Annotated in this window: 22 protein-coding genes; 19 read left to right on the top strand and 3 right to left on the bottom strand. The window is 39.6% G+C overall.

What is annotated here, in order from left to right; translation table 11 throughout:
- The first annotated feature begins 72 nt into the window (after positions 1-72).
- Entirely contained in the window at positions 73-630 is a 558-nt protein-coding gene (rsmD, locus tag ABVJ71_RS04885) for a 16S rRNA (guanine(966)-N(2))-methyltransferase RsmD (protein ID WP_353855871.1), read from the top strand.
- A 3-nt stretch (positions 631-633) separates the two neighbouring features.
- Complete coding sequence (gene coaD, locus ABVJ71_RS04880; RefSeq protein WP_353855870.1) at positions 634-1,116, top strand: pantetheine-phosphate adenylyltransferase; 483 nt, start codon at positions 634-636, stop codon at positions 1,114-1,116.
- 13 nt (positions 1,117-1,129) lie between these two features.
- Here the strand turns inward: coaD and ylbJ are convergent, their stop codons facing one another.
- Positions 1,130-2,338 (bottom strand): sporulation integral membrane protein YlbJ, encoded by a 1,209-nt coding sequence (gene ylbJ / locus ABVJ71_RS04875; RefSeq protein WP_353855869.1) that lies wholly within the window; start codon positions 2,336-2,338, stop codon positions 1,130-1,132.
- 160 nt (positions 2,339-2,498) lie between these two features.
- Between ylbJ and ABVJ71_RS04870 the strand changes: the two genes are divergently transcribed.
- Both ABVJ71_RS04870 and ABVJ71_RS04865 read left to right on the top strand, forming a co-directional pair.
- A complete protein-coding gene (locus ABVJ71_RS04870; RefSeq protein WP_353855868.1) occupies positions 2,499-3,278 on the top strand; it encodes a patatin-like phospholipase family protein in 780 nt (259 codons plus the stop codon).
- A 4-nt stretch (positions 3,279-3,282) separates the two neighbouring features.
- Positions 3,283-4,308 carry a SepM family pheromone-processing serine protease gene (locus ABVJ71_RS04865; protein ID WP_353855867.1) on the top strand — a complete coding sequence of 342 codons (1,026 nt, stop codon included), beginning with the start codon at positions 3,283-3,285 and terminating at the stop codon, positions 4,306-4,308.
- Positions 4,309-4,513: 205 nt separating this feature from the next.
- Here the strand turns inward: ABVJ71_RS04865 and ABVJ71_RS04860 are convergent, their stop codons facing one another.
- Positions 4,514-5,752, bottom strand: coding sequence for a nucleotidyltransferase (locus ABVJ71_RS04860; protein ID WP_353855866.1), 1,239 nt, complete (start codon positions 5,750-5,752; stop codon positions 4,514-4,516).
- A 205-nt stretch (positions 5,753-5,957) separates the two neighbouring features.
- Between ABVJ71_RS04860 and ABVJ71_RS04855 the strand changes: the two genes are divergently transcribed.
- The 3 genes from ABVJ71_RS04855 to gerR all read left to right on the top strand — a co-directional run bounded on the left by ABVJ71_RS04855 (position 5,958) and on the right by gerR (position 7,345).
- Positions 5,958-6,476: a DUF177 domain-containing protein gene (locus tag ABVJ71_RS04855; protein ID WP_353856561.1), complete on the top strand. Its 519-nt coding sequence runs from the start codon at positions 5,958-5,960 to the stop codon at positions 6,474-6,476.
- A 21-nt stretch (positions 6,477-6,497) separates the two neighbouring features.
- Positions 6,498-6,671: a 50S ribosomal protein L32 gene (gene rpmF, locus ABVJ71_RS04850; protein WP_353855865.1), complete on the top strand. Its 174-nt coding sequence runs from the start codon at positions 6,498-6,500 to the stop codon at positions 6,669-6,671.
- Between the two features lie 134 nt (positions 6,672-6,805).
- Positions 6,806-7,345 (top strand): sporulation-specific transcriptional regulator GerR, encoded by a 540-nt coding sequence (gene gerR, locus ABVJ71_RS04845; protein ID WP_353855864.1) that lies wholly within the window; start codon positions 6,806-6,808, stop codon positions 7,343-7,345.
- A gap of 47 nt (positions 7,346-7,392) precedes the next feature.
- On the opposite strand, the gene ABVJ71_RS04840 is transcribed toward gerR, so the two are convergent.
- Entirely contained in the window at positions 7,393-7,872 is a 480-nt protein-coding gene (locus tag ABVJ71_RS04840; protein ID WP_353856560.1) for an N-acetyltransferase, read from the bottom strand.
- A gap of 212 nt (positions 7,873-8,084) precedes the next feature.
- Here ABVJ71_RS04840 and ABVJ71_RS04835 point away from each other — a divergent pair, with 212 nt between their 5' ends.
- The 12 genes from ABVJ71_RS04835 (at position 8,085) to murG (ending at position 23,429) form a co-directional block, all read left to right on the top strand.
- Entirely contained in the window at positions 8,085-8,984 is a 900-nt protein-coding gene (locus ABVJ71_RS04835) for a 2-dehydropantoate 2-reductase (protein ID WP_353855863.1), read from the top strand.
- 65 nt (positions 8,985-9,049) lie between these two features.
- On the top strand, positions 9,050-10,669 hold the full coding sequence (bshC, locus tag ABVJ71_RS04830) for a bacillithiol biosynthesis cysteine-adding enzyme BshC (RefSeq protein ID WP_353855862.1): 1,620 nt from the start codon (positions 9,050-9,052) through the stop codon (positions 10,667-10,669).
- Between the two features lie 129 nt (positions 10,670-10,798).
- Positions 10,799-11,230 (top strand): division/cell wall cluster transcriptional repressor MraZ, encoded by a 432-nt coding sequence (mraZ, locus tag ABVJ71_RS04825; RefSeq protein ID WP_353855861.1) that lies wholly within the window; start codon positions 10,799-10,801, stop codon positions 11,228-11,230.
- 66 nt (positions 11,231-11,296) lie between these two features.
- Positions 11,297-12,229 carry a 16S rRNA (cytosine(1402)-N(4))-methyltransferase RsmH gene (gene rsmH, locus ABVJ71_RS04820; RefSeq protein ID WP_353855860.1) on the top strand — a complete coding sequence of 311 codons (933 nt, stop codon included), beginning with the start codon at positions 11,297-11,299 and terminating at the stop codon, positions 12,227-12,229.
- Positions 12,230-12,265: 36 nt separating this feature from the next.
- Positions 12,266-12,613: a cell division protein FtsL gene (gene ftsL, locus ABVJ71_RS04815; protein ID WP_353855859.1), complete on the top strand. Its 348-nt coding sequence runs from the start codon at positions 12,266-12,268 to the stop codon at positions 12,611-12,613.
- Positions 12,614-12,620: 7 nt separating this feature from the next.
- Positions 12,621-14,774 carry a penicillin-binding protein gene (locus tag ABVJ71_RS04810; RefSeq protein WP_353856559.1) on the top strand — a complete coding sequence of 718 codons (2,154 nt, stop codon included), beginning with the start codon at positions 12,621-12,623 and terminating at the stop codon, positions 14,772-14,774.
- Positions 14,775-14,901: 127 nt separating this feature from the next.
- Complete coding sequence (locus ABVJ71_RS04805; RefSeq protein ID WP_353855858.1) at positions 14,902-16,821, top strand: stage V sporulation protein D; 1,920 nt, start codon at positions 14,902-14,904, stop codon at positions 16,819-16,821.
- A gap of 210 nt (positions 16,822-17,031) precedes the next feature.
- On the top strand, positions 17,032-18,507 hold the full coding sequence (locus tag ABVJ71_RS04800; RefSeq protein WP_353855857.1) for a UDP-N-acetylmuramoyl-L-alanyl-D-glutamate--2,6-diaminopimelate ligase: 1,476 nt from the start codon (positions 17,032-17,034) through the stop codon (positions 18,505-18,507).
- Between the two features lie 135 nt (positions 18,508-18,642).
- Positions 18,643-19,617, top strand: a complete 975-nt coding sequence (gene mraY / locus ABVJ71_RS04795) for a phospho-N-acetylmuramoyl-pentapeptide-transferase (protein WP_353855856.1) — start codon at positions 18,643-18,645, stop codon at positions 19,615-19,617.
- On the top strand, positions 19,618-20,973 hold the full coding sequence (gene murD, locus ABVJ71_RS04790) for a UDP-N-acetylmuramoyl-L-alanine--D-glutamate ligase (RefSeq protein ID WP_353855855.1): 1,356 nt from the start codon (positions 19,618-19,620) through the stop codon (positions 20,971-20,973).
- Between the two features lie 60 nt (positions 20,974-21,033).
- Positions 21,034-22,134: a stage V sporulation protein E gene (spoVE, locus tag ABVJ71_RS04785; RefSeq protein WP_353855854.1), complete on the top strand. Its 1,101-nt coding sequence runs from the start codon at positions 21,034-21,036 to the stop codon at positions 22,132-22,134.
- Positions 22,135-22,334: 200 nt separating this feature from the next.
- Positions 22,335-23,429, top strand: coding sequence for an undecaprenyldiphospho-muramoylpentapeptide beta-N-acetylglucosaminyltransferase (murG, locus tag ABVJ71_RS04780; protein ID WP_353855853.1), 1,095 nt, complete (start codon positions 22,335-22,337; stop codon positions 23,427-23,429).
- The last annotated feature ends 4 nt before the right edge of the window (positions 23,430-23,433 follow it).

The raw sequence follows: 23,433 nt of genomic DNA, 5'->3' as shown, positions 1-23,433 counted from the left end.
GGTAAGATAATGTTGATTTTTTGTCGAATGACATCTATGTAAATAGAAGCAAACAGAAAAAGTGGTGGGAAAATGAGAGTGATCTCTGGAACAAGAAAAGGCCGCACGCTTAAAGCGGTTCCAGGTCAATCAACAAGACCGACAACAGATAAAGTCAAAGAATCTATTTTTAATATGATTGGTCCATATTTTGATGGCGGATGGGTCCTTGATTTATTTGCAGGAAGCGGCGGGTTAGGAATTGAAGCGCTTTCTAGAGGGTTTGATCATTGTATTTTCGTTGATCGAGACATCAAGGCGATTCAAACGATTAAAGCAAATCTTGCTCAATTGATGCTGACCGATCAAAGTGAAGTATTTCGAAATGATGCCCAGCGTGCACTTTCAGCAGTTGCGAAACGAGAGGAATCCTTTCAAGCGATCTTTCTTGATCCGCCTTATAAGGATCAAAAGCTGAAAGCACTGCTAGAATGGATTGATCAGCACTCCTTATTAACAGATGATGGTGTGATAGTGTGTGAGCATGATAAGGAAGTCACGTTGCCAGAGGAAACAGGACGACTGGAAATATCAAGACAGGAACTGTACGGATTGACTCGTATTACGATTTATAGAAAGCGGGGAAATTAAAGCATGGGGAACATAGCCGTTTGTCCGGGTAGCTTCGATCCAGTCACATTTGGCCATTTGGATATTATCAAAAGAGGGGCAAAAATTTTTGATGAGGTGTATGTGTGTGTATTAAATAACTCCTCAAAAAACCCGTTATTTACAGTAGAAGAGCGGTGTGAACTCATTCGACAAGTCACAGAGGATATACCGAATATTAAAGTAGAATCCTTTCATGGTCTTCTTGTAGATTATGCAAAAACGAAAAATGCCAATGTGATTTTACGAGGACTAAGAGCTGTTACTGACTTTGAATATGAGATGCAAGGAACATCTATGAACAAAGTGTTAAATGACAACATTGAAACGTTCTTTATGATGACCAACAACCAATACTCCTTCTTAAGCTCAAGTATTGTCAAAGAAGTAGCCAAGTATCATGGATCTGTCAAAGAGCTTGTACCAAAAGAGGTAGAAGCTGCGCTGAAAGAGAAATTTAATGGATAAGTGCATGTGGCACTCATCCTTTTTTTTGTTTCTGATAGTATAGGGCAATATACACGATCAAGCTGCATAAGGTGACCAGGGGACCAGCGGCAACAAGCTGGTTCCAAAGAACGCTACTGAACATCAAGAGATGATTGCTGGTTTCAAAGGTGCCTGCTGGGAGGGCAATGTCTGATCGTGTTACATAAAGAGGTTTAAATAAAACGAAGGCAAAGAGTGCTGCATATATCCCGTGTAAAACACGGGCGAAAAAAAACGGTTTAAAGCGAATATCTGTTGCTGCCAGAATGCCCGCTACCTGTGCTTGAACTGAGAGTCCGCTGAATCCCAAAATAAAGCTGGCGACGATTGTTTTTGCAAGAAGTGTGACGTCTTGTGAACCAGTTAGTTGGCTCCCTAAAGTGATTTCAAATAAACCGGCAATCATCGCTAAATCTAATTCTGGTGGAAGATGCAGTGTTTGTAGCAAATACCCGACACCTATTGAGAGAAGATCTGTCACATGAACGACTGAAAGCATTCGGTTAAACACAGAAAATAATATAATAAAGCCGCCAATCATAAAGAGTGTTTGAACAGATGACATCACAGCATCGCTTAATATTTGCCCAAGCGGTCTTTTTTCTGCCAGCCTGGCCGCATGAAGGGCGCTGAATGCTTCTTTAAACGGTGGAATTAAAAAGCCTTTCCGGCTTCTCAAATGCGCATCATGTCGTGCTTTGTATCCGCGCATGGTCACGCCGACAGCTAAATTACCTAAATAATGCGCACAGGCTAAGACAATACCTAAAGTTGCAGAATGAAAAAAACCAACAGCAACCGCTCCGAAAATAAACAAAGGATTAGAAGAATTTGTAAAAGAAACGAGACGTTCTGCTTCGATTCTTGTCAGTTGCCCTTCTTGTCTAAGCCTTGTCGTCAATTTAGCACCAGATGGGAAGCCGGAGGCCATTCCCATTGCTAATACAAAACCGCCAACACCAGGTACTCTAAAGATTGGACGCATAAACGGCTCTAATAAAACCCCGACAAATCTGACAATCCCGAAACTAATTAATAGCTCGGACAAAATAAAAAAAGGAAGTAATGATGGAAAAACAACTTCCCACCACATAGCAAGTCCATTTTTCGACGCTTGTAGCGAGGCTTGTGGATGTGTAATCACAGTGGCTGTTAAAAAGATAAAAAAAGCAGCGATGAACAGAGTGTTCCATTTTTTCATGAAGGTTTCGCCCCTTGCCGTTATGATTCGTATTGGCGAGCTCGTGATCAAAGAAAAAGAAAGAAACTGGCCGAGCCTGTCTTCTATTACTATACGAGCATGAGGGGCATGTTTAGACCTATAGATTCGTATATATGCATAGAAAGAGGAGGATGGGTTTATGAAGCGACCAATGATCGGACTTGCGCTAGGCTCTGGCGGGGCAAGAGGAATAGCGCATATCGGTGTTCTATCTAGTCTTGAGAAACAAGGGATTCCAATTGATATGATCGCTGGAAGCAGTATTGGTGCACTGGTCGGTAGCTTTTATGCAGCAGGACAAGACATAGAAAAAATGAAAAAACTTGCACTTGTCTTCAGAAGAAAGTATTATGCTGACTATACACTGCCAAAAATCGGTCTTTTAAAAGGAAATCGAATTTTGCAGATGATCCACACGTTTACATATGGGAAAAAAATCGAGGAGCTAAAAATACCTCTTGCGATTGTTGCTTGTGACTTACAGACGGGAGAGAAGGTTGTGTTCAAAAAAGGCTCTGTCTCACAAGCAGTCAGAGCGAGCATTAGCATTCCTGGTGTGTTTGTTCCGCACGAAATGGGCGGCAGACAATTGGTAGATGGAGCAGTTGTCGACCGAATCCCTGTCTCTGTTTTAAAAGAAATGGGGGCAGACCTCATTATCGCTTCTGATGTATCGAGGGTGAAAAAAACAGAAAAGGCGACGAGATTATCGGATGTGATTATGCAAAGTTTGGACATACTTCAAAATGAACTAGTTCGTCATCAAACCATTGATGCAGATCTCATGATTCGGCCGAAGCTTGAAACATTTAGTTCTAGTGCGTTTACGCAGATTCAGGAAATCATTGAAGCAGGCGAACAGGCTGCAGATCAACTCAAGAACCAACTCAAAGATGTAATAGATAAATGGGAGTGTTAATCGAATGAAAAAAATGAATATCCGCTGGCTTAGCTTTTTTGTGGTCATACTTCTGTTATTTGGCTTAACCTTTGTCAAACTTCCTTATTACGTGACAAAGCCAGGTGATGCAACCGAGATTGCTCCGCATATCCAAGTGGATGGAGGATATAGTGAGAAGGGTAGCTTCTCTCTGATGACCATCAAAGTGGGTCCAGCTAATCCGTATACGTATCTGCTAGCCAAAATGAATAAGTATGATGAAATCGTACCGGAAGAAAATATTAAAGCAGACGGAGAATCGGATGAAGATTATATGAAAAGACAACTCCAGCTCATGAAAAGCTCTCAGGAAAATGCCATGATTGCTGCCTATCATAAAGCAGGGAAAAAAGTGGACTATACCTTTAATGGGGTATATGCAAGCTACGTGATGAAAGGCATGCCCGCTTACGGCAAAATAGAAGTCGGCGATCGAATTAAAAGTGTAGATGGCAAGACATATGACTCCGCTGATAAAATGGTTTCTTATATTAGCAGCCAAAAAGCAGGGAAATCCGTTCGATTTGTGCTTGAACGTAATGGAAAAGAGATCACAGAACAAATCACATTAAAACCGTTTAAAGAAGAGCCGAAGCGAGTGGGGATTGGTGTGTCATTGTTTACGGACCGCAATGTAAAAGTGTCACCTGCTATTAAAGTTGATATTGAAAATATCGGCGGCCCGTCAGCAGGACTCATGATGTCACTTGAAATTTATAATCAGTTGACAAAAGAAGATGAAACACACGGCTATGCGATTGCAGGTACAGGAACAATTGACGCTGATGGAACTGTTGGGCCAATTGGTGGAATTGATCAAAAGGTTGTTGCAGCAGATAAAGCAGGTAAAGACATTTTCTTTGCACCAAATGACAAAGGTAATCCTCACTCAGACTATCAGAATGCGCTCAAGACAGCCAAAGACATTAACAGCGATATGAAGATTGTTCCAGTTGATACGATGCAAGACGCTTTGAATTATTTAAACAAATTAAAAGATAAAAAATAACCAAAAGAGCGACCTGCCTGTGAAGAACACCCCAAATGATAGAGAATTGTCCAAAGTTTGGAGGTGCTTTTCTTTTCAAAAACGAATAAAGGCAAAACGAAAAGGCACAAGTCCAGTTTAATACTGTCTTGTGCCTTAAAAATTGTCTAATAACAACCTGTGTCTAGGGGATTACTTCATCTGGAGCAGCGCTTTTTTATTGAGATCAAAATAGCCCGCTTTCTTCATCATATCGAATCGGTGAAGTTTTAAATTCCGCTTCTGTCAAGCTTGTTTGCATTGGTTCGCAAATGGGGAGACTAAAGACTCGAAAAGCGCGAATATCGAGATCGAGGGCTGGATGTGAAAAGGAAGAAAGTTTACTCACGAGCGGGACGTCCAGCTCTTTTTTGACAAGAGACAGATACTGCTGTCCTTTCCTCGACATACCGAGTAAACGGATGTAGGGTGCTTCCTTTTCTTCAAGCAGCTCATGCATTGTCTTTTTTTTCACTCTCATCAAAATGTGTGTGTTCATCCGCTGTAACCTTGTCCATGTATATCGTTTCGTTTTCAGCAGTGATAGGTATTGCTCGTAGGATGAAGCGTGTTTAATAGCCTTTTGCATGCGGTATTCAATGCCTTCTTCGATTTCATATATTTCTTGTAATTCAGCCGTATCCATCGTATGAAAGGCGTGTTTCAAAAAACTGAAATATGCCTCTTGTTCATGTAGAAGACCGTAAGTTGATTGATAGGATTGTAATTGCTTTAGCGTAGTACTTGGGAGGTATGGTGTGACCGCTTGAAATGAGTTTTGCTCTTTCAATGCTTTGCGAATACTTGTTGCGCTAGCTATCTTCTGATTTTCAGGAAGTTGTTCATCATGATACTCAGAAGCCACTCTTTTAGAAGTAAAGGGCTGAATACTCGATAATCTCTCCATGATGGCCTTGACATAATGGAAACCTAAGATGTTATTTGGTTTTGACAAATCAAGCAGTTTCTCGGAGGAAACGGCTTCTTGAAACGCAGAGGCTGCCGCCGCCGGATAACTAAGCCCTTGTTTTACTTTCTCTTTTGTCAAAAAATCAATCTCTGTTTTTTTCTGATGCCAAGCATATGCTGTGCGATGAAATACCGTAATGTCTCCATCTTCACTTCCGAAAAAAAGGGAATCGCATTTTAAAGCATCTAAAATGGACACAGCACCATTTGCAAAGGTTTCTGCTTTTTGCACAGCGTATATGTATGGAAGCTCACATACAATGTCTACACCGTTTTGTAGAGCCATCTTTGTACGTGCCCATTTCGAGATAATCGCAGGCTCCCCGCGCTGGAGAAAAGAGCCGCTCATGACGGCAATTGCCACATCTGAGGAGGTTTGTTTTTTCGCCTGGCGCACATGATAGGCATGTCCATTATGAAAAGGGTTGTACTCTACAACTACTCCCACTGCATTCAATAGAAGTTCCGCCTTTCTTGCTATGGTTAAATGGTCTATGCTAAAGTAGCATAAGAGAAAAATGAAGCCCATTTTTTCAGTGTAGTGATTAGAAGAACTGATGTCAAACGACCTTGATTGATTACAGAGGACTGTAAAGAAAAAATATTGACAAATAGGATGATGAAAGCTATAATCATGTTTGTTGCTCTTAGAGGTGATCCAATTGAAATGGACAGTTTATCAGTTACATCAAAAAGCTCAAAACAGCTTCGATTTTCATGAGACGGTTGATTTAAATGAACTGACTAGCCTCCATTCAGATATACGTCGCATTTCACCAGTACAGGTGAAAGGGACAGGTGTTATCGAATCAAAGCAAGTCGCATTTGACTTAACCATTACAGGTGAAATGACATTGCCTTGTTCACGAACGCTCGTTGATGTCAATTATCCATTTGCGATTTCAACAAAAGAACTGTTTGTACTTCATAAGACAGACGATATAGAAGATGAAGACGTCCAGATTGTAGAAGACGATATCATTGACTTAACGCCTATTGTCAAAGAAGAAATTCTTCTTGAAGTGCCGATGCAAATCTTTTGCGACAGAGCTGACGTAAAAGGTGCTGCACCACAAGAAGGTAGTGACTGGGCGGTCATTTCGGAGGATGCACACCAAAACCGAATTGATCCGCGTCTAGAAGGTTTGAAGAAGCTCTTAGAAGAAAAGAATGAATCTTAACTCTTTAAGGAGGTGGGAATAATGGCTGTACCTTTTAGAAGAACTTCTAAAATGAAAAAAAGATTGCGTCGTACGCACTTTAAACTACAAGTACCTGGTATGGTAGCTTGCCCAGAATGCGGTGAAATGAAAATTTCTCATCGTGTCTGCAAATCTTGCGGAACATACAAAGGCAAAGACGTAAAAAGCAAGTAATCAATAAAAAACGTGAGGGAATCATCTCTTGCGTTTTTTTATTTTTCTATTTTTTAGGTTTCTCTCCTGCAAATAGTCTATCTACTCTAGTAAGCGCATATGATGTGGTATTCAGATTCAGGGGGGATGATCAATTGACGATTACAAGGCAGGATGCTTGGACACAAGATGAAGATTTGCTTTTAGCAGAGGTCGTCTTAAGACATATTCGAGAAGGAGGCACCCAGCTTTCCGCATTTGAGGAGGTTGGTAAGGCGCTGTCAAGAACTGCTGCAGCATGTGGGTTCAGGTGGAATTCTTACGTGAGAAAACAGTATCAAGCAGGAATCGAGCTGGCGAAAAAACAGCGGAAAGAACTACGTAAAAAAATCGGCATCCATTCATCAGGTATGCCGCAACAAGCCCTGACAAAAGTGGAGGAGAAATCTTCAACTGGCAATCAACTGACACTTCGGGAAGTCATTCAATTTTTAGAACAGCTTGAGAAAGATCCATCTGGTCCGAGTCATTTGCGTGAAGAGTTAAAAGATGCGCATCATCAGTTAAAGGCGCTCACAGAAGAAAATGAACATTTGAAGCGTCAATTAAAAATGACAGAAGAAGATTATAGAGCTTTGATTGGTATTGTAGAAAGAGTCAAGCAGAATATTAACTTAAAAGACTACGCAAAATGACAAAACGCCCCTCGCCAAACAAAGGAGGGGCGTTTTTTGATCAAGCGTTAAGCTGATTCGCCTGTATTCTCTTTCATATGTGCTGGTTCCCAAATAAGTGGATTTTCACCTTTATCGCGTTCCATATCATATTTAACTGCTTTGAAGCCCATTTTTTCCCAAAAGCCAGCGGATTTGACACGAGGATTTGTACGGATCGGTAGTCCGAAAGATTTCGCAAATTCAACGAGTGCTTCACCATATCCTTTTCGCTGATATCCTGGAAGCACTTCTAGCTTCCAAAGCTCTAAATAATCTTGGTTGTGATCAAAATAAGTAGTCGTTGAGCCATCAACTTGATATAAGCTCATACGTGCGACAAGCTTATCTCCAAAATAAATCCCATAAAATGGAGAGTTGCTGTCATTTTCAATCATATTACTTTCAAGGTCTTCAAGCATTGAAAGCTCTTGAATGCCATATTCCTTAAATTGTTTAAATTCCTCTAATGTTTTGTAGTTAATCAGAAGACGTTTTACCTGTGTCATCATATCATCCCCCTTACACACATAATGTCGACAGTTTTGTCAATGAAGACGTTTTCATCCCATCCGCCTAAAAAAGTCATTACACTTATTATTATAGTTTTTTAATTTAAAAAATTCAAATCATTGCATTTTATCTGCTTTTTGCATCATGACATGAAACTGGTAAAATATTTGATATGATGCAGTAAATATATAAAAGGGAAGTGCGGCATTTGAAAATCGGAATCATTGGTGGTGGTGCTATTGGTATGTTGTGTGCAAGCTATTTGTCAAAGCATCATGAAATCACCATATTTACAAGAAGGAAGGAACAGGCAGAAGAAATGAGAGCCTCAGGAATTGAATTGACAGTAAGAGGACAGACTTTTCGCACAGTTGTCGATGCTCAAACAGGGCTGAAAGGAATGTATGATTTGCTGATTGTCACGGTGAAATATCATCAGCTCCAAGATGTGCTCAATGAACTGTCGACTTTACCTCGTCAGCGGATTTTGTTTTTGCAAAATGGGATGGCCCATCTACTGGATTTAACAAAATGGAAAACAGCTCATCAGTTATATGTAGGTGTTGTTGAGCACGGTGCGATGAAGATGACAGACCATGCAGTTATACATACAGGAATTGGGTTGATAAAGTGGGGACCATTTCATCATGAGGCGTCAGCAGAATTCAGCCATGAGCTTGAAGGGGCATCCGATGATTTTAAGATGGTATTCACAACTGAATGGAAAAAGGTGCTTGAGGAAAAGCTGCTTGTCAATGTCTGTATTAATCCGCTGACGGCTTTATTACATGTGAAAAATGGCGAGCTCATTTCAAACCCATCATATGAACACATGATGAAATGCGCATTTGATGAGTCGGTATCCATCCTGCAAATGTCCGAAAAGGAACGGCTTTGGGCGCACGTTGTCTCCATTTGCCATAAAACGGCTGACAACCAATCTTCGATGCTTCAAGATATCGTCAGAGGCCGTCAAACGGAAAGAAAAGCCATTGTCGGCTATCTTTTAACAAAAGCTCAAACCCAAGCAATTCATGCGCCGTATCTTACTTTTTTCAATAGAAGCTTGGAAGTATTGGAAAAAAAGCAAACAAAATCTTTTGAGTGAGCTCATTTACGTGCTATACTTTTTCGGGAAACTAACTACTTATTGAAGAAAGGAAGTTCTAAAACATGCAATTGACTGAACTTTCCATCCGAAGTCAAAATTTATTCATACGTGATTATATAGAAGAAAAAAAAGAGATGACTGCTTTTTTTGATTATGATATCCATTCTGAGCACACATGGAAAAAAAGATACGACGATCTCATCCAAAGAAGTTTTCCTCGTGAAGCTTTAGCGGATTATATGAGCGCATATCACGCAAAGTTTGAATCTGTAGCAATGCAGCGGAATATTGAAAAAATTCGTGACGAACGGAGTGTCATGGTTGTTGGAGGGCAGCAAGCGGGTCTTTTAACAGGACCACTTTATACCATACATAAAATCATATCAATTATCCAATTTGCGAAAGAAAAAGAGTCAGAGCTTGGTGTTCCTGTCATTCCAGTATTTTGGGTAGCAGGGGAAGATCATGATATAGATGAGATTCATTTTGTGTACACTTCTGGTGAAGAAGGTCCGGCCAAACAAAAGCTACCTTTACATAGTATAAAAAAAGCTGCAGCGAAAAGAACACCTTTACATCAAGAGAAGACCGAGAAGTGGTTGCGAGGTGTTTTTTCAACCTATGAAGAATCAGCCTATACAAATGAATTACTTGATCAGCTTCTTCGATGTTTACGCAAATCACGAACAATTACTGATTTCTTTGAATGGATTGTCTGCGATCTTTTTGAAGAAGATGGATTGCTGCTTTTTAATTCTGGAGACTTAGGCGTAAAACAACTTGAGCGCACGTTATTCAAACAAATAGTTGAATCAAATGAAATGATTACAAGACGTTTGAATGAAACGCAGGGTGCCATGAAAAGAGCAGGGTATCAGCCTATTATCGAAGCCGGTGCACATCAGGCGAATTTGTTTTATGAATATGACGAGGAGCGTTTCCTCATTGAAAAAGATCAAGACCAATTTTCTGTATCAGAAGTTGGGCTTATTTGGACAAAAGAAGAGCTTCTTGAAGAAGTAGAAGAGCACCCAGAGCGTTTTAGCAACAATGTAGTGACTCGCCCTGTAATGCAGGAAACACTTCTTCCAACGCTAGCTTTCATGGCAGGACACGGTGAAATCAATTATTGGGCTGAGTTGAAAGGGATTTTTGAGTACTTTCAATTAAAGATGGCACCAGTAGTTCCAAGATTACATGTGACCATTCTCGAAAGACATATTGACAAGAGGCTTCCTTTGAGAGGAATGTCGGTAGAAGAAGTTTTAACAAAAGGGGTAAAAGAAAAGAAGGAAGCCCACTTCAAGCAAAGCCTTCCAGATAGCTTCGTTCAAGCCATTCAAACAGCCAAACGTGAATTAGAGAATGTTCATCTGACGGTTAGACGAGAAGCGTTGCAAATTGAACCGAGCTTTGAACAGCTTCTTGATAAAAATGCCAAATTTATTGAAGATCAAATCCAATTTGTCTATCAAAAGGTTGCTCAGCGTGTTAAAGAAAAGGAAGGGTATATTCTTCGTGACTATGAACGAATTGAAAATAGTTTAAAACCTCTTGAAGCGCCACAAGAAAGAATTTGGAATATCATGTACTTTTTGAACAAATATGGTCCAGAATTCTTCAAAACATTTAAGAATCTGCCATTTTCATTCCAAAACAAGCAACAAATTGTCAAACTTTGAAATAAAGTTTTCATGAACCCTGACTAGTTCAGGGTTTTTTTTTATGCAGAAACAGTGTAAAATAAGTCTTGTGGAGAGAAGTGGTGGATAGTGGTGAGTAAGGGAGAGAAAGTGGGGCTCTGATATATCATGTTCATGGGTGAATACCAACATACGATTGATACTAAAGGGCGCATGATCATCCCTGCAAAATTTAGAGACGGTCTCGGAGAACAGTTTGTGCTGACGAGAGGGCTTGATCAATGTTTATTTGGCTACCCTATAAGTGAGTGGAAACTAATCGAAGAGAAACTAAAAGCACTTCCGCTAACGAAAAAAGATGCCCGTGCGTTTACCCGATTTTTCTTTTCTGGCGCAGTAGAATGCGAGCTGGACAAGCAGGGGCGCATTAACATCGCATCAAATCTACTCCAATATGCAAAACTCGAAAAAGAATGTGTGGTCATCGGCGTTTCAAATCGAATTGAGTTGTGGAGTAAGTCAATCTGGGAACAATATACAGAAGAGCAAGAAGATTCATTTGCTGAAATTGCTGAAAACATGATTGGATTTGATATATAATTATCCCTTGTGCAGCAAGCTTTCTACACATTCATTTCTATTTGAAAAAGGTGGGACCATGACATCATGTTTCAACATGAGACAGTATTATTAAAAGAAACAGTTGACGGTTTAAACGTCAAAGAAGACGGTACATATGTGGACTGCACGCTAGGCGGCGCAGGTCATAGCGCATATTTACTATCTCAATTATCAGAAGAAGGTACATTAATTGGATTTGATCAAGACGATGCTGCACTGGATCATGCACGAAAGAAGCTCGCAGATGCTAAAGCGAGAATTCTTTTTATAAAAAGCAACTTCCGATATTTAAAAGAACGTCTGAATGAACTAGGCATTACAAGTGTAGATGGTGTAATTTTTGATCTTGGGGTTTCATCCCCTCAGCTTGATACACCAGAAAGAGGCTTTAGTTATCATCATGATGCACCTCTTGATATGCGAATGGATCAATCAGCCACATTGTCAGCGAAACAAGTGGTGAATGAATGGTCATTTGAAGATCTGGTTCGGATTTTCTACAAATATGGGGAAGAAAAATTCAGCAAGCAAATCGCTCGTAAGATTGAAGAAGCTAGGAATAAAGCGCCAATTGAAACAACGGGTCAACTCGTAGACATTATCAAAGAAGGAATTCCGGCACCTGCAAGACGAACTGGCGGACATCCAGCCAAAAGAGTGTTTCAAGCGATCCGAATTGCTGTAAATGATGAACTTAAAGCATTTGAAGAAGCATTAGAACAAGCAATAGAGTTACTCAATCCAAAGGGAAGAATCTCTGTCATTACATTCCATTCACTAGAAGATCGGATTTGTAAAAGTACATTTAAAGAGATGTCATCTCTTCCAGAACTTCCACACGGACTGCCAGTGATTCCAGAAGGGCTTGAACCGAAACTGAAGCTGATTACAAGAAAACCGATCGTCGCATCAGAGCAAGAGCTGGAACATAACAACCGTGCACGTTCAGCGAAGCTCCGAATTGCAGAAAAAAAGTAAACAGCATCATAGATGATGATAAAAAGGAGGTTTCTTATGAGTAATTTGGCTTATCAAAGAGAAGTAAAACAATATCAAACAGAGCAGCAAGGCCAATCTGTCGTCATTAGAAGAAGAGGTTCGATTACACTTGGTGAAAAGATCTTACTTGTCATGTTTGTCATGGGTCTTATGTGTAGCTCCATTCTCATCATTTCTAAAGCTTTCGCCGTATATCAAGCAAACATTGAAGTGCAGAAACTACAACAGCAAGTGTCTTTAGAGTCAAAAAAGATCACAGAGCTTCAAAAAGAAAAAGATGTGCTTAGTGAACCAGAAAGAATTATTAGTGCCGCAAAAAAAGCAGGCTTAAACATATCGAATGATGTGAAGAAGGTCGATTAAAATGGCGATGCCCAAAAAGAATAAAATGATGAACAGAGGCGCGGCAATTGCGAGTATTTGCTTCGCCCTGTTTTTCTTTATCATCCTTATGCGTTTTATTTATATTCAGATTACGGGAACGGTTGATGGACAAGTTTTAGCAGCAAAAGCAAATGAACAATATCAATCAAAGAAAACGCTCGAAGCCAAAAGAGGCTCGATTCTAGATCGGAATGGGAATGTCATTGCAGAAGATACATCTGTTTATAAGCTCATCGCAATTATGAGCAAGAAAATGACTGTCGATCCAAAGCACCCGATGCATGTAGTCGATAAAGAGAAAACGGCAAAAGAGCTGTCAAAATATATTGATATGAGTGAAAGTGATATTTTAAAGCGTCTGAATGCAAAAGATGTTTTCCAAGTTGAGTTTGGCAAAGCCGGAAAGGATATTAGCTTTTCAACAAAGGAAAAAATAGAAAAGCTGAAGCTTCCAGGCATCGCCTTTGAGAAAGACACGAAGCGTTATTATCCAAACGGCATGTTTGCATCTAACTTAATCGGTTATGCAAGATTAGATGAAGCAACAAAGGACATGTCAGGTGCGATGGGACTAGAAAAGGCGCTGAATAAATACTTAAAAGAAAAAGACGGCTATGTCACCTACAATAGTGATCGAAGTGGATGGGCACTTCCAAATAGTAAAGAAGACATAGTGGCCCCAAAAAATGGGAAAAACGTCACTTTGACCATCGATCAAAAAATTCAGGCTTTTCTTGAAGAAAGTATGACACAGGTCGCCAAAAAGTATAAACCGAAGAAAATTATTGCAACAGTAGTTGATCCAAAAACAGGAAAAGTTTTAGCTATGGGACAAAGACCAAGCTTTAATTTAAATGAACTAGACATTACGAATTATAATAATGATGTCATTTCATACGCGTTTGAACCAGGTTCAACCATGAAAATCTTCACATTGGCCGCAGCTATTCAAGAAGGTGTATATCAGGGTAGTGATAAGTATCAATCAGGCACTTATAAAGTAGGCGGTGGCCTTGTGAGAGACCATAATGGTGGTAACGGCTGGGGGAAAATTGATTTTCATGAAGGAGTTCTCCGCTCTTCAAACGTGGCTTTTGCAAAACTAGCAAAGGAAAAGCTCGGATTCACAAGATACCAACAATACCTGCAAAAATTCCATTTTTATGATAAGACAGGGATTGATTTACCAAACGAGGCATCAAGTAAAATCAACTACAGATACGAGTATGACAAAGCATCGACCGCCTATGGTCAAGCTTCAGCAATTACACCAATTCAGCAAATCGAAGCTGCAACAGCTATCGCAAACGACGGAACAATGATGAAGCCATATGTGATTGATCACATTACAGATCCGAACACGAACAAAACGATCTTACAGCATGAACCGACAGTAGCTGGAAAGCCTATCTCATCTGATACGGCCAAGAAAGTACGCGACATTTTAGGTGAAGTCGTCTCCTCGAAAATCGGTACAGGACAGCCATATCAAATCAAAGGCTTTGACGTCGCTGGAAAAACAGGTACAGGACAAATTGGTGGGGCAGGCGGTTATCTTCAAGGAAGAAACGACTACGTCTTCTCGTTTATGGGAATGGCCCCAAAAGATGATCCGAAACTGCTTGTTTATGTTGCGGTGCAGCAGCCGCAGTTATCTGAAACAGAAACGGGATCTGCCCCAGTTTCACAAATTTTTAATCCTGTGATGAAAAACAGTCTGCTTTATTTAAATATTGCCCCAACGAAAACAGACGATAAGAAATCAGACGAACAACAGGTGAAACAAGAAACAATGCCTTCATTCCTGGATTTAGAAGTGAAACAGGCAGAAACAGAAGCGAAAAACAAACATTTAACGCCTGTTGTCATTGGCGACGGCTTATCCATTAAACGTCAGTTTCCGAGTGCAGGATCTGAATACTCTGAAAGTCAGAAAGTCTTTTTGAAAACAGCTGGAAAAACCATTAAAATGCCTGATATGACAGGCTGGTCCAGAAGAGAAGTGCTGCAATATGCATCCATCTCAGGTGTGCATATTGAAACAAATGGACAGGGGTATGCTGTAAAGCAAAGTGTAAAAAGTGGAACAGAGATTTCTGATGATCATGTCATCACTGTGACATTTAAAAGTCCAAGTTAAATTTTAAAGCCTAGCAAACAATTTGCTAGGCTTTTTGTATTTTTGCATAGTGGAAGCTTCAACCGTTCTACACAAGGGATGGAATGCATATGATGAGAACAAGCCATATGTGAGGAGTGAACGGGGCGTGCGAGTGTCAAGTGTAACAGTGAGAAAACGATTGCTTTTTGTGTTGCTATTTGGGGTGATCATTTTTTTCATCATAGATATTAGATTAGGATATGTGCAGTTTATCATGGGCGAAAAGTTGACAAGTTTAGCAAAAGATTCGTGGAGTCGAAACCTCCCTTTTGAACCTGAACGAGGAGATATTTTAGACCGAAATGGAGTGGAGCTGGCGACAAACAAAAGTGCTCCATCTATTTTGGTTGTGCCGAGACAAATTAAAAATCCAGCTGAAACAAGCAAAAAACTGGCAGCCGTGCTGAATATGTCTGAGGAAAAAGCGTACAAGCATATCACAAAGAAAACATCAATTGAGCGCATTTCTCCAGAGGGCAGAAAAATATCTCATGAAAAAGCCAAAGAAGTCAGAGAGCTAGATTTAGATGGTGTATATGTGGCAGAGGACAGTATCAGACACTATCCGTTTGGAAGTTATCTCTCGCATGTATTAGGCTTTGCTGGAATTGACAATCAAGGTTTACTTGGGCTAGAAGCCTACTATGATGATGACCTAAAAGGAGAAAAAGGGTCTGTGAAATTCTATTCTGATGCAAAGGGGCAAAAAATGCCGGATGAAGCAGATGATTATACACCGCCTAAAGATGGACTCGATATGAAAATAACGGTTGATTCGAAAGTACAGACTATCATTGAACGAGAACTAGACAATGCTCAGGCAAAATATAATCCAGATGGAATGATCGCCATTGCGTTGAATCCAAAAAATGGTGAAGTGTTAGGGATGTCGAGCAGACCTGATTTTGATCCAGCAGACTATCAATCAGTCGATCCCAAAGTGTTTAACCGAAATTTACCGGTTTGGAGCACATATGAGCCAGGATCTACGTTTAAAATCATTACACTAGCAGCGGCTTTAGAAGAAAATAAAGTGAATTTAAAGCGGGACCACTTCTTTGATAGTGGATCTGTGACAGTCGATGGAGCAAGGCTTAGATGCTGGAAAAAAGGAGGACATGGATCACAGTCGTTTTTAGAAGTCGTTCAAAACTCCTGTAACCCCGGTTTTGTAGAGTTAGGTGATCGACTTGGAAAAGATAAATTATTTTCCTATATTAAAAATTTCGGATTTGGTCAGAAAACAGGGATTGATCTTCAAGGAGAAGGACGAGGCATCCTCTTCCCGCTTGATCGTGTAGGCCCTGTTGAGCAGGCGACGACGGCCTTTGGTCAAGGTGTATCAGTTACGCCGATTCAACAAGTGGCAGCAGTGGCAGCAGCGGTCAATGGCGGAACGCTCTACACGCCTTATATTGCAAAGGAATGGATTGATCCCATCACAAAAGAGGTGGTCAAAAAGCAATCACCAATTGCAAAGAAAAAAGTGATTTCAACTGAGACGTCCAAAGAAATAAGATATGCACTTGAAAGTGTGGTCGCTCAAGGAACAGGACGAAATGCATTTGTTGAAGGATACCGAGTAGGCGGGAAAACAGGGACAGCGCAAAAGGTAAAGGACGGAAAGTACATGGAAAATAACCACATTGTGTCATTTATCGGTTTTGCGCCTGCTGATGACCCAAGCATCGTTGTTTATGTTGCAGTGGATAACCCAAAAGGTACGATTCAATTCGGTGGAACAGTTGCAGCACCAATTGTCGGTCACATTATGAGAGACAGCCTGCCTGAGATTGGTGTGAAAAAAAGAAAAGGACAAATTGAAAAGAAGTACCAATGGCTGGACACAAAAACCATTGAGGTACCGAATCTTGTAGGGGGATCTGTTTCTGATCTTGAGTCACTCTTGATTAACCTAAAGATTGATGCCTCAGGTAAAGGCAGTAAAGTCGTAAAACAATCGCCTGCTGCCGGAACAAAAGTAAAAGAAGGGTCCACGATCAGACTATACTTAAATGATGAATAATCAAGAATGAACAGAGGGTAGCGCATCCATTTGGCTACCTCTTTTTATTGAAAGAGAAGGTCAGTTTAAGAAAAAGAGCATAAAGTGTGTTTTTTCCAAGAGAAACTTAAGGAATACGCTGGATGTATCCTTTTTTTTACGATAAAATATAGACTGTGTGTTTTTTTCACAAGACATGTACTTGAACGAATTTGAGAGGTTTGATATGAAATGAAACTACAAGAACTCCTTACATACTTTAAAAGTGAAAACAACGAATTGATAAACGAAAATCCTGATATCACTTCTATTGAAATGGATTCAAGAGAGGTGAAAAAAGGGAGTCTTTTTGTCTGTATAAAAGGGTATACAGTAGACGGACATGATTATGCTGAAAAAGCTGTGAAAAGTGGTGCTGCAGCCATTGTGGCAGAACATCACCTTGACATAACGAATGTACCAGTAATAATTGTAAAACACTCTCAAAGAGCACTTGCAAGAATTGCTGATGCGTTTTATGGTCAACCGACTCATAAACTCAATCTAATAGGAATTACTGGGACAAATGGAAAAACCTCGACAACACACATGGTAGAACAAATCATGAGAAAAGCCAAAAAGAAAACAGGCTTGATTGGTACCATGTATATGAAAATTATGGATGAAAAATTCGAAGTTAAAAATACAACGCCAGAGAGCGTCATACTTCAGAAAACCTTTAAACGAATGCTTGATCAAGATGTCGATACAGCCATTATGGAAGTCTCATCACATGCATTACATCTTGGTCGGGTTCATGGGTGTGATTATGATATTGCGGTTTTTACAAACCTGACGCAAGATCACCTCGATTACCACAACACAATGGAAGAATATAAACATGCAAAAAGTTTGCTTTTCTCCCAGCTCGGAAATACTTTTCAACACGAGAAGCCGAAGCATGCCATTTTAAATGCAGATGACGAAGCGTCTAGTTATTTTGAAAAAGTCACTGCTGCTGAAATTATGACGTATGGCTTAGAACAAGAAGCAGACGTGATGGCAAAAAATATTCAAATCAGACCTAAGGGAACACAGTTTGACTTAATTACACCGATCGGGACAAAAAATGTTACGGTTGCCCTGATTGGGAAGTTCAATGTGTATAACATTTTGGCAGCTGTATCAGTTGGTGTCGTATCCGGTTTGTCGTTTGATACGATCGTCAGTGCAATTGAAGAACTCCAAGGAGTAAAAGGAAGATTTGAACTTGTGAACTGTGATCAAGAGTTCCCAGTGATCATTGATTATGCGCATACTCCTGATAGTTTGGAAAATGTGCTAACAACATGTAGAGAGTTAACAGAAGGTAAAATTTTCTGTGTAGTAGGATGCGGTGGTGACCGTGATAAAACAAAGCGTCCACAAATGGCCAAAATCGCTGTGGAATATGCAGATGAACCCGTATTTACGTCAGACAATCCAAGAAGTGAAGATCCGGCTTCTATTATAAGAGATATGGAAAATGGTGTGCCAGATGCATATTATCATAGTTTTGTGAATCGTAAACAAGCGATCTTCTTTGCAATTGCCAATGCGAAAAAAGGCGATACAGTGTTAATTGCAGGAAAAGGTCACGAGACGTACCAAATCATTGGAGATCAAGTATTCGACTTTGATGATGCAAAGGTTGCATCGGACGCTATTTTAGATCTAAACAAATCTTAAAACGATGAAAAGAGTGTAATGAAATGAAGCATTTTGAGCAAAAACAACATATGAAAGAGACGAATGAATATCATAATAATGAATGCTATTTTCTAATGGGAAACGGCTTTGGAAATTCGGAAGGAGTAAAGAACGATGCTTGAACAGGTAATATTGTTTACAATCATAATGGGATTTTTAATCAGTGTTCTTTTATCCCCGATTTTTATTCCGTTTTTAAGAAGGCTGAAATTTGGTCAAAGCATTAGAGAAGAAGGTCCGCAGTCTCACCAAAAGAAATCAGGCACCCCGACAATGGGCGGCATTATGATTATCGTTTCTATTACGATTACAACGATTGTGATGATCAACAAATTTTCTAAAATTAGTCCGGAAATGTTTTTACTTTTATTCGTCACACTGGGCTACGGCTTATTAGGATTTTTAGATGATTATATTAAAGTAGCAATGAAACGAAATCTTGGATTAACTTCAAAACAAAAATTGATTGGTCAAATTGTCATTGCTGTGATTTTTTATGCAGTGTTCCATTATTATCAGTTTGCAACGACCATTCGCATTCCTGGAACGGATATAAGCTTTGATTTAGGCTGGGCTTACTTTATCCTTGTCATCTTCATGCTTGTTGGCGGCTCTAATGCTGTTAACTTAACAGATGGACTTGATGGTCTTTTATCAGGAACAGCAGCCATTGCATTTGGCGCATTTGCAATACTTGCTTGGAATCAATCTCAATACGATGTTGCGATATTTTCTGTAGCAGTAGCTGGTGCTGTCCTTGGTTTCCTTGTATTTAATGCACATCCTGCAAAAGTATTTATGGGGGATACAGGGTCGCTTGCTTTAGGCGGAGCCATTGTGACAATTGCTATTTTAACGAAGCTTGAAATTTTACTAGTGATTATTGGAGGAGTGTTTGTTGTTGAAACATTATCTGTTATTCTTCAAGTGATCTCCTTCAAAACAACTGGTAAAAGAATATTTAAGATGAGCCCGCTTCACCACCACTATGAGTTAGTTGGCTGGTCTGAGTGGAGAGTGGTTGTCACCTTCTGGACAGCAGGTTTATTACTTGCTGTTTTAGGAATTTACATCGAGGTGTGGTTATAATTGAATAAGATGCATATTTTAAAAAACGAACATGTACTAGTACTAGGGCTTGCAAAAAGCGGATATGCGGCAGCCTCAATCCTTCACGAACATGGAGTAAGTGTAACGGTAAATGATCAAAAACCATTTGAAGAAAATGAACCTGCTAAGCTACTCTCAGAAAAGGGGGTTGATGTCATTTGTGGATGTCATCCCCTTCGTATATTCGATGAAAAACAAATTACGATTCTGATTAAAAATCCTGGAATTCGTTATGAGAATGTCATGGTCCAAGAAGCCTTTCGTCGTCAAATTCCAGTCTGGACGGAAATAGAATTAGCCTATCATTTGACGTCATCTCCTTTCATTGGAATAACCGGATCAAATGGAAAAACCACTACCACCACACTGATCTACGAAATGCTTAAAAAAGACAGTCAAAAAACTTTGGTGGCAGGAAATATTGGAATGGTTGCTAGTGAAGTAGCTGCCAATGCAACTGGCGATGAATGGATTGTGACAGAGCTCTCTTCCTTTCAATTAATGGGAACAGTTCAATTTAGACCAAAAATCAGTTTAATTCTGAATATTTTTGACGCACATTTAGACTATCACCACACACGCGAAGAATATGAAAAAGCGAAACAGAAAGTGTACGCTCATCAACATGAAGATGACATAGCTGTTATTAACCTAGATGATCCATCTGTCGTGAAACTAGCAGAAGGTACAAAGGCAAAAAAAGTGTATTTCTCAGTAAAAGATCCAGTAGAGCATGGTGCGTTTATAAAAAATGGCGCTATCTACTATAAGAATGAACATGTTATTGATCTGAATGAGATTGTACTTCCTGGTGAGCATAATTTGGAAAATATTCTGGCAGCCATTTGTGTTGTGAAAAATGCAGGCTGTTCAAACGAAGCGATTGCCCGCGTCTTAACAACTTTTGGCGGTGTTAAGCATCGTTTGCAATTTGTAGATGAGATCCAAAATAGAAAATTTTATAACGATAGTAAAGCGACAAATATACTTGCTACAAGTAAAGCATTGTCTGCATTCGATCAGCCGATCATTTTACTGGCGGGCGGATTAGATCGAGGAAACGAATTTGATGAACTAAAACCATTTATGAAAAATGTGAAAGGAATTATTACATTCGGGCAGACTGCGCCTAAGTTTGTCAAACTAGGTGAAGAGCTGGGAATACATCACGTGAAACATGTCGATAATGTTGAACAAGCAGTACCTGCGGCGTTTAACATATCTGAAGAAGAAGATGTGATTTTATTGTCTCCGGCTTGTGCAAGCTGGGATCAACATAAAACATTTGAAGAACGTGGAGACATGTTTGTAAACGCCGTGCATATGCTTAAATAAGGGCTCGTCTCTCAAATTGACTGACAGCCCAAATGAAATTATGCTTGGGGTGTCGGTCTCTTGACGAATAAAAAAACTTCTCCGGATTTTTTGCTCGTTGTCATTACGTTACTTTTATTGACGATTGGTTTAATTATGGTGTACAGCGCAAGTGCTGTGTGGGCATCATATAAATTTGATGATTCATTTTATTTTGCTAAAAGACAGCTTTTGTTTGCCGGAATCGGAGTTATTGCGATGTTTTTCATCATGCGAGTGGATTATTGGACATGGCGGACTTGGTCAAAGATCTTGATCGTTATATGTTTTCTTCTCTTATTGCTTGTACTCATTCCTGGTATCGGGATGGAAAGGAATGGATCAAGAAGCTGGATAGGTGTCGGTGCGTTTAGTATTCAGCCCTCTGAATTTATGAAGCTTGCGATGATTGCGTTTCTTGCGAAATTCTTATCTGAAAAACAAAAAAATATCACCTCTTTCCGAAAAGGTTTCGCACCAGCTTTAGGCATTGTGTTTGCAGCATTTGCGATCATTATGCTACAGCCTGATTTAGGGACTGGGACAGTCATGGTTGGAACCTGTATTATTATGATTTTTGTTTCAGGTGCGAGAATTGCTCACTTTATATTTCTCGGTCTTTTAGGACTTGGCGGATTTGCTGCTCTTGTTTTATCAGCGCCGTATCGAATAAAACGAATCACTTCTTATTTGAATCCTTGGGAAGACCCGCTAGGCAGCGGATTTCAAATTATTCAATCTCTGTATGCTGTTGGTCCAGGCGGCTTGTTTGGAATGGGTCTTGGTCAAAGTAGACAAAAATTCTTCTATTTACCTGAGCCGCAGACTGACTTTATCTTTGCTATATTGTCAGAAGAGCTCGGCTTTATAGGCGGATCACTCATTCTTTTGCTCTTTAGCGTTTTGCTTTGGAGAGGAATACGGATTGCACTTGGTGCACCAGACTTATATGGAAGTTTCTTAGCAGTTGGCATTATTTCTATGGTTGCAATTCAAGTGATGATTAATATCGCCGTCGTCACCGGACTCATCCCTGTGACAGGCATCACGCTACCATTTCTAAGTTATGGTGGTTCATCACTTACATTAATGCTGATGGCAATTGGTGTACTCCTGAATGTGAGCCGGTACTCCAGATATTAATTGGCTACTTCTTAATGAAACCATGCTGACTGTCATTTTGCAAAATTACAAAAAAATGATTTGAAGAGTGAAAATCACTATTTCTAATTCGAAATTACTTTATTTTGACTCTTCATTACAGGTTTTAATGGAGCCCTGTTGTTTAAAACAGGGTTTATACTTTGTTTAAAGCAGAAAAAATATTGAGGGGAAATGGTATAATGCGTATAGTAATCAGTGGAGGCGGAACAGGTGGACACATTTATCCAGCCCTAGCATTTATTAAAGAAGTGAAAAGACTCCATTCTGATGTGGAATTTTTATATATTGGTACTGAAAATGGACTAGAAAAAAAAATTGTAGAAAGAGAAAATATTCCTTTCAAGTCTATAGAGATCACAGGTTTTAAAAGAAAGCTTGCCTTTGATAATATAAAAACGATCTTGAGATTCTTTAAAGGTGTACAAAAAAGTAAATCTTACTTAAAAGATTTCAAGCCCGATGCTGTGATTGGAACAGGTGGATATGTTTGTGGTCCTGTGGTCTATGCGGCTTCTAAAATGAAAATCCCAACAATTATCCATGAACAAAATAGCTTGCCTGGTATCACGAACAAGTTTTTGGCGAGATACGTTAATAAAGTAGCAATTTGCTTTGAAGAAGCAAAGGCGCATTTTCCTGCTGAAAAGGTTATTTTTACAGGAAACCCAAGGGCCTCTGAAGTCGTCTCTATTAAAGAGGGGAAATCTCTAAAAGAATTCGGGCTAGATGAAAAGAAAAAAACGATTCTTATTTTTGGGGGCAGCAGAGGTGCAGCCCCAATAAATAAAGCAGTCATTGAGATGCAAAATGCATTAAAAACAAAGAACTATCAGGTCTTATATATTACAGGTGAGGTTCATTATGAAAAAGTGATGAACGAATTAAATGAAAAAGGTGCAGCACCTAATATGATAACAAAACCTTTCTTGCATCAAATGCCAGAGTATCTCAAAACAATTGATGTAATTGTCGCAAGAGCTGGAGCGACAACGATTGCTGAAGTAACAGCACTTGGGATACCAACGATTTTTATTCCAAGTCCTTATGTGACGGCAAATCACCAAGAAATGAATGCTAGATCTCTTGAAAAACATCATGCTGCTATTGTTTTAAGAGAATCTGAACTTTCTGGAGATCGTTTACTAAATGCGATTGATGAAATTGCCGGTGACGATAAGAAATTAGAGCAGATGAGTTGTTTAACGAAAGAACTTGGTGTACCAGATGCGGCCACTCGCTTATATAATGTGTTAAAAGAGATTACAACTAAATGATTGA

It is taken from the genome of Bacillus sp. Bos-x628, assembly GCF_040500475.1.
Classification (GTDB): domain Bacteria; phylum Bacillota; class Bacilli; order Bacillales; family Bacillaceae; genus Bacillus; species Bacillus maqinnsis.
Note: the sequence above shows the minus strand (reverse complement) of the source record. Positions and strands in the feature narration are given on the sequence as shown.

Excerpts from the sequence above, each read along its gene's own strand:
- rsmD (WP_353855871.1), top strand. The coding sequence starts at position 73 with ATGAGAGTGATCTCTGGAACAAGAAAAGGCCGCACGCTTAAAGCGGTT.
- coaD (WP_353855870.1), top strand. The coding sequence starts at position 634 with ATGGGGAACATAGCCGTTTGTCCGGGTAGCTTCGATCCAGTCACATTT.
- ylbJ (WP_353855869.1), bottom strand. The coding sequence starts at position 2,338 with ATGAAAAAATGGAACACTCTGTTCATCGCTGCTTTTTTTATCTTTTTA.
- ABVJ71_RS04870 (WP_353855868.1), top strand. The coding sequence starts at position 2,499 with ATGAAGCGACCAATGATCGGACTTGCGCTAGGCTCTGGCGGGGCAAGA.
- ABVJ71_RS04865 (WP_353855867.1), top strand. The coding sequence starts at position 3,283 with ATGAAAAAAATGAATATCCGCTGGCTTAGCTTTTTTGTGGTCATACTT.
- rpmF (WP_353855865.1), top strand. The coding sequence starts at position 6,498 with ATGGCTGTACCTTTTAGAAGAACTTCTAAAATGAAAAAAAGATTGCGT.
- ABVJ71_RS04840 (WP_353856560.1), bottom strand. The coding sequence starts at position 7,872 with ATGACACAGGTAAAACGTCTTCTGATTAACTACAAAACATTAGAGGAA.
- bshC (WP_353855862.1), top strand. The coding sequence starts at position 9,050 with ATGCAATTGACTGAACTTTCCATCCGAAGTCAAAATTTATTCATACGT.
- mraZ (WP_353855861.1), top strand. The coding sequence starts at position 10,799 with ATGTTCATGGGTGAATACCAACATACGATTGATACTAAAGGGCGCATG.
- rsmH (WP_353855860.1), top strand. The coding sequence starts at position 11,297 with ATGTTTCAACATGAGACAGTATTATTAAAAGAAACAGTTGACGGTTTA.
- ftsL (WP_353855859.1), top strand. The coding sequence starts at position 12,266 with ATGAGTAATTTGGCTTATCAAAGAGAAGTAAAACAATATCAAACAGAG.
- ABVJ71_RS04810 (WP_353856559.1), top strand. The coding sequence starts at position 12,621 with ATGCCCAAAAAGAATAAAATGATGAACAGAGGCGCGGCAATTGCGAGT.
- ABVJ71_RS04800 (WP_353855857.1), top strand. The coding sequence starts at position 17,032 with ATGAAACTACAAGAACTCCTTACATACTTTAAAAGTGAAAACAACGAA.
- mraY (WP_353855856.1), top strand. The coding sequence starts at position 18,643 with ATGCTTGAACAGGTAATATTGTTTACAATCATAATGGGATTTTTAATC.
- murG (WP_353855853.1), top strand. The coding sequence starts at position 22,335 with ATGCGTATAGTAATCAGTGGAGGCGGAACAGGTGGACACATTTATCCA.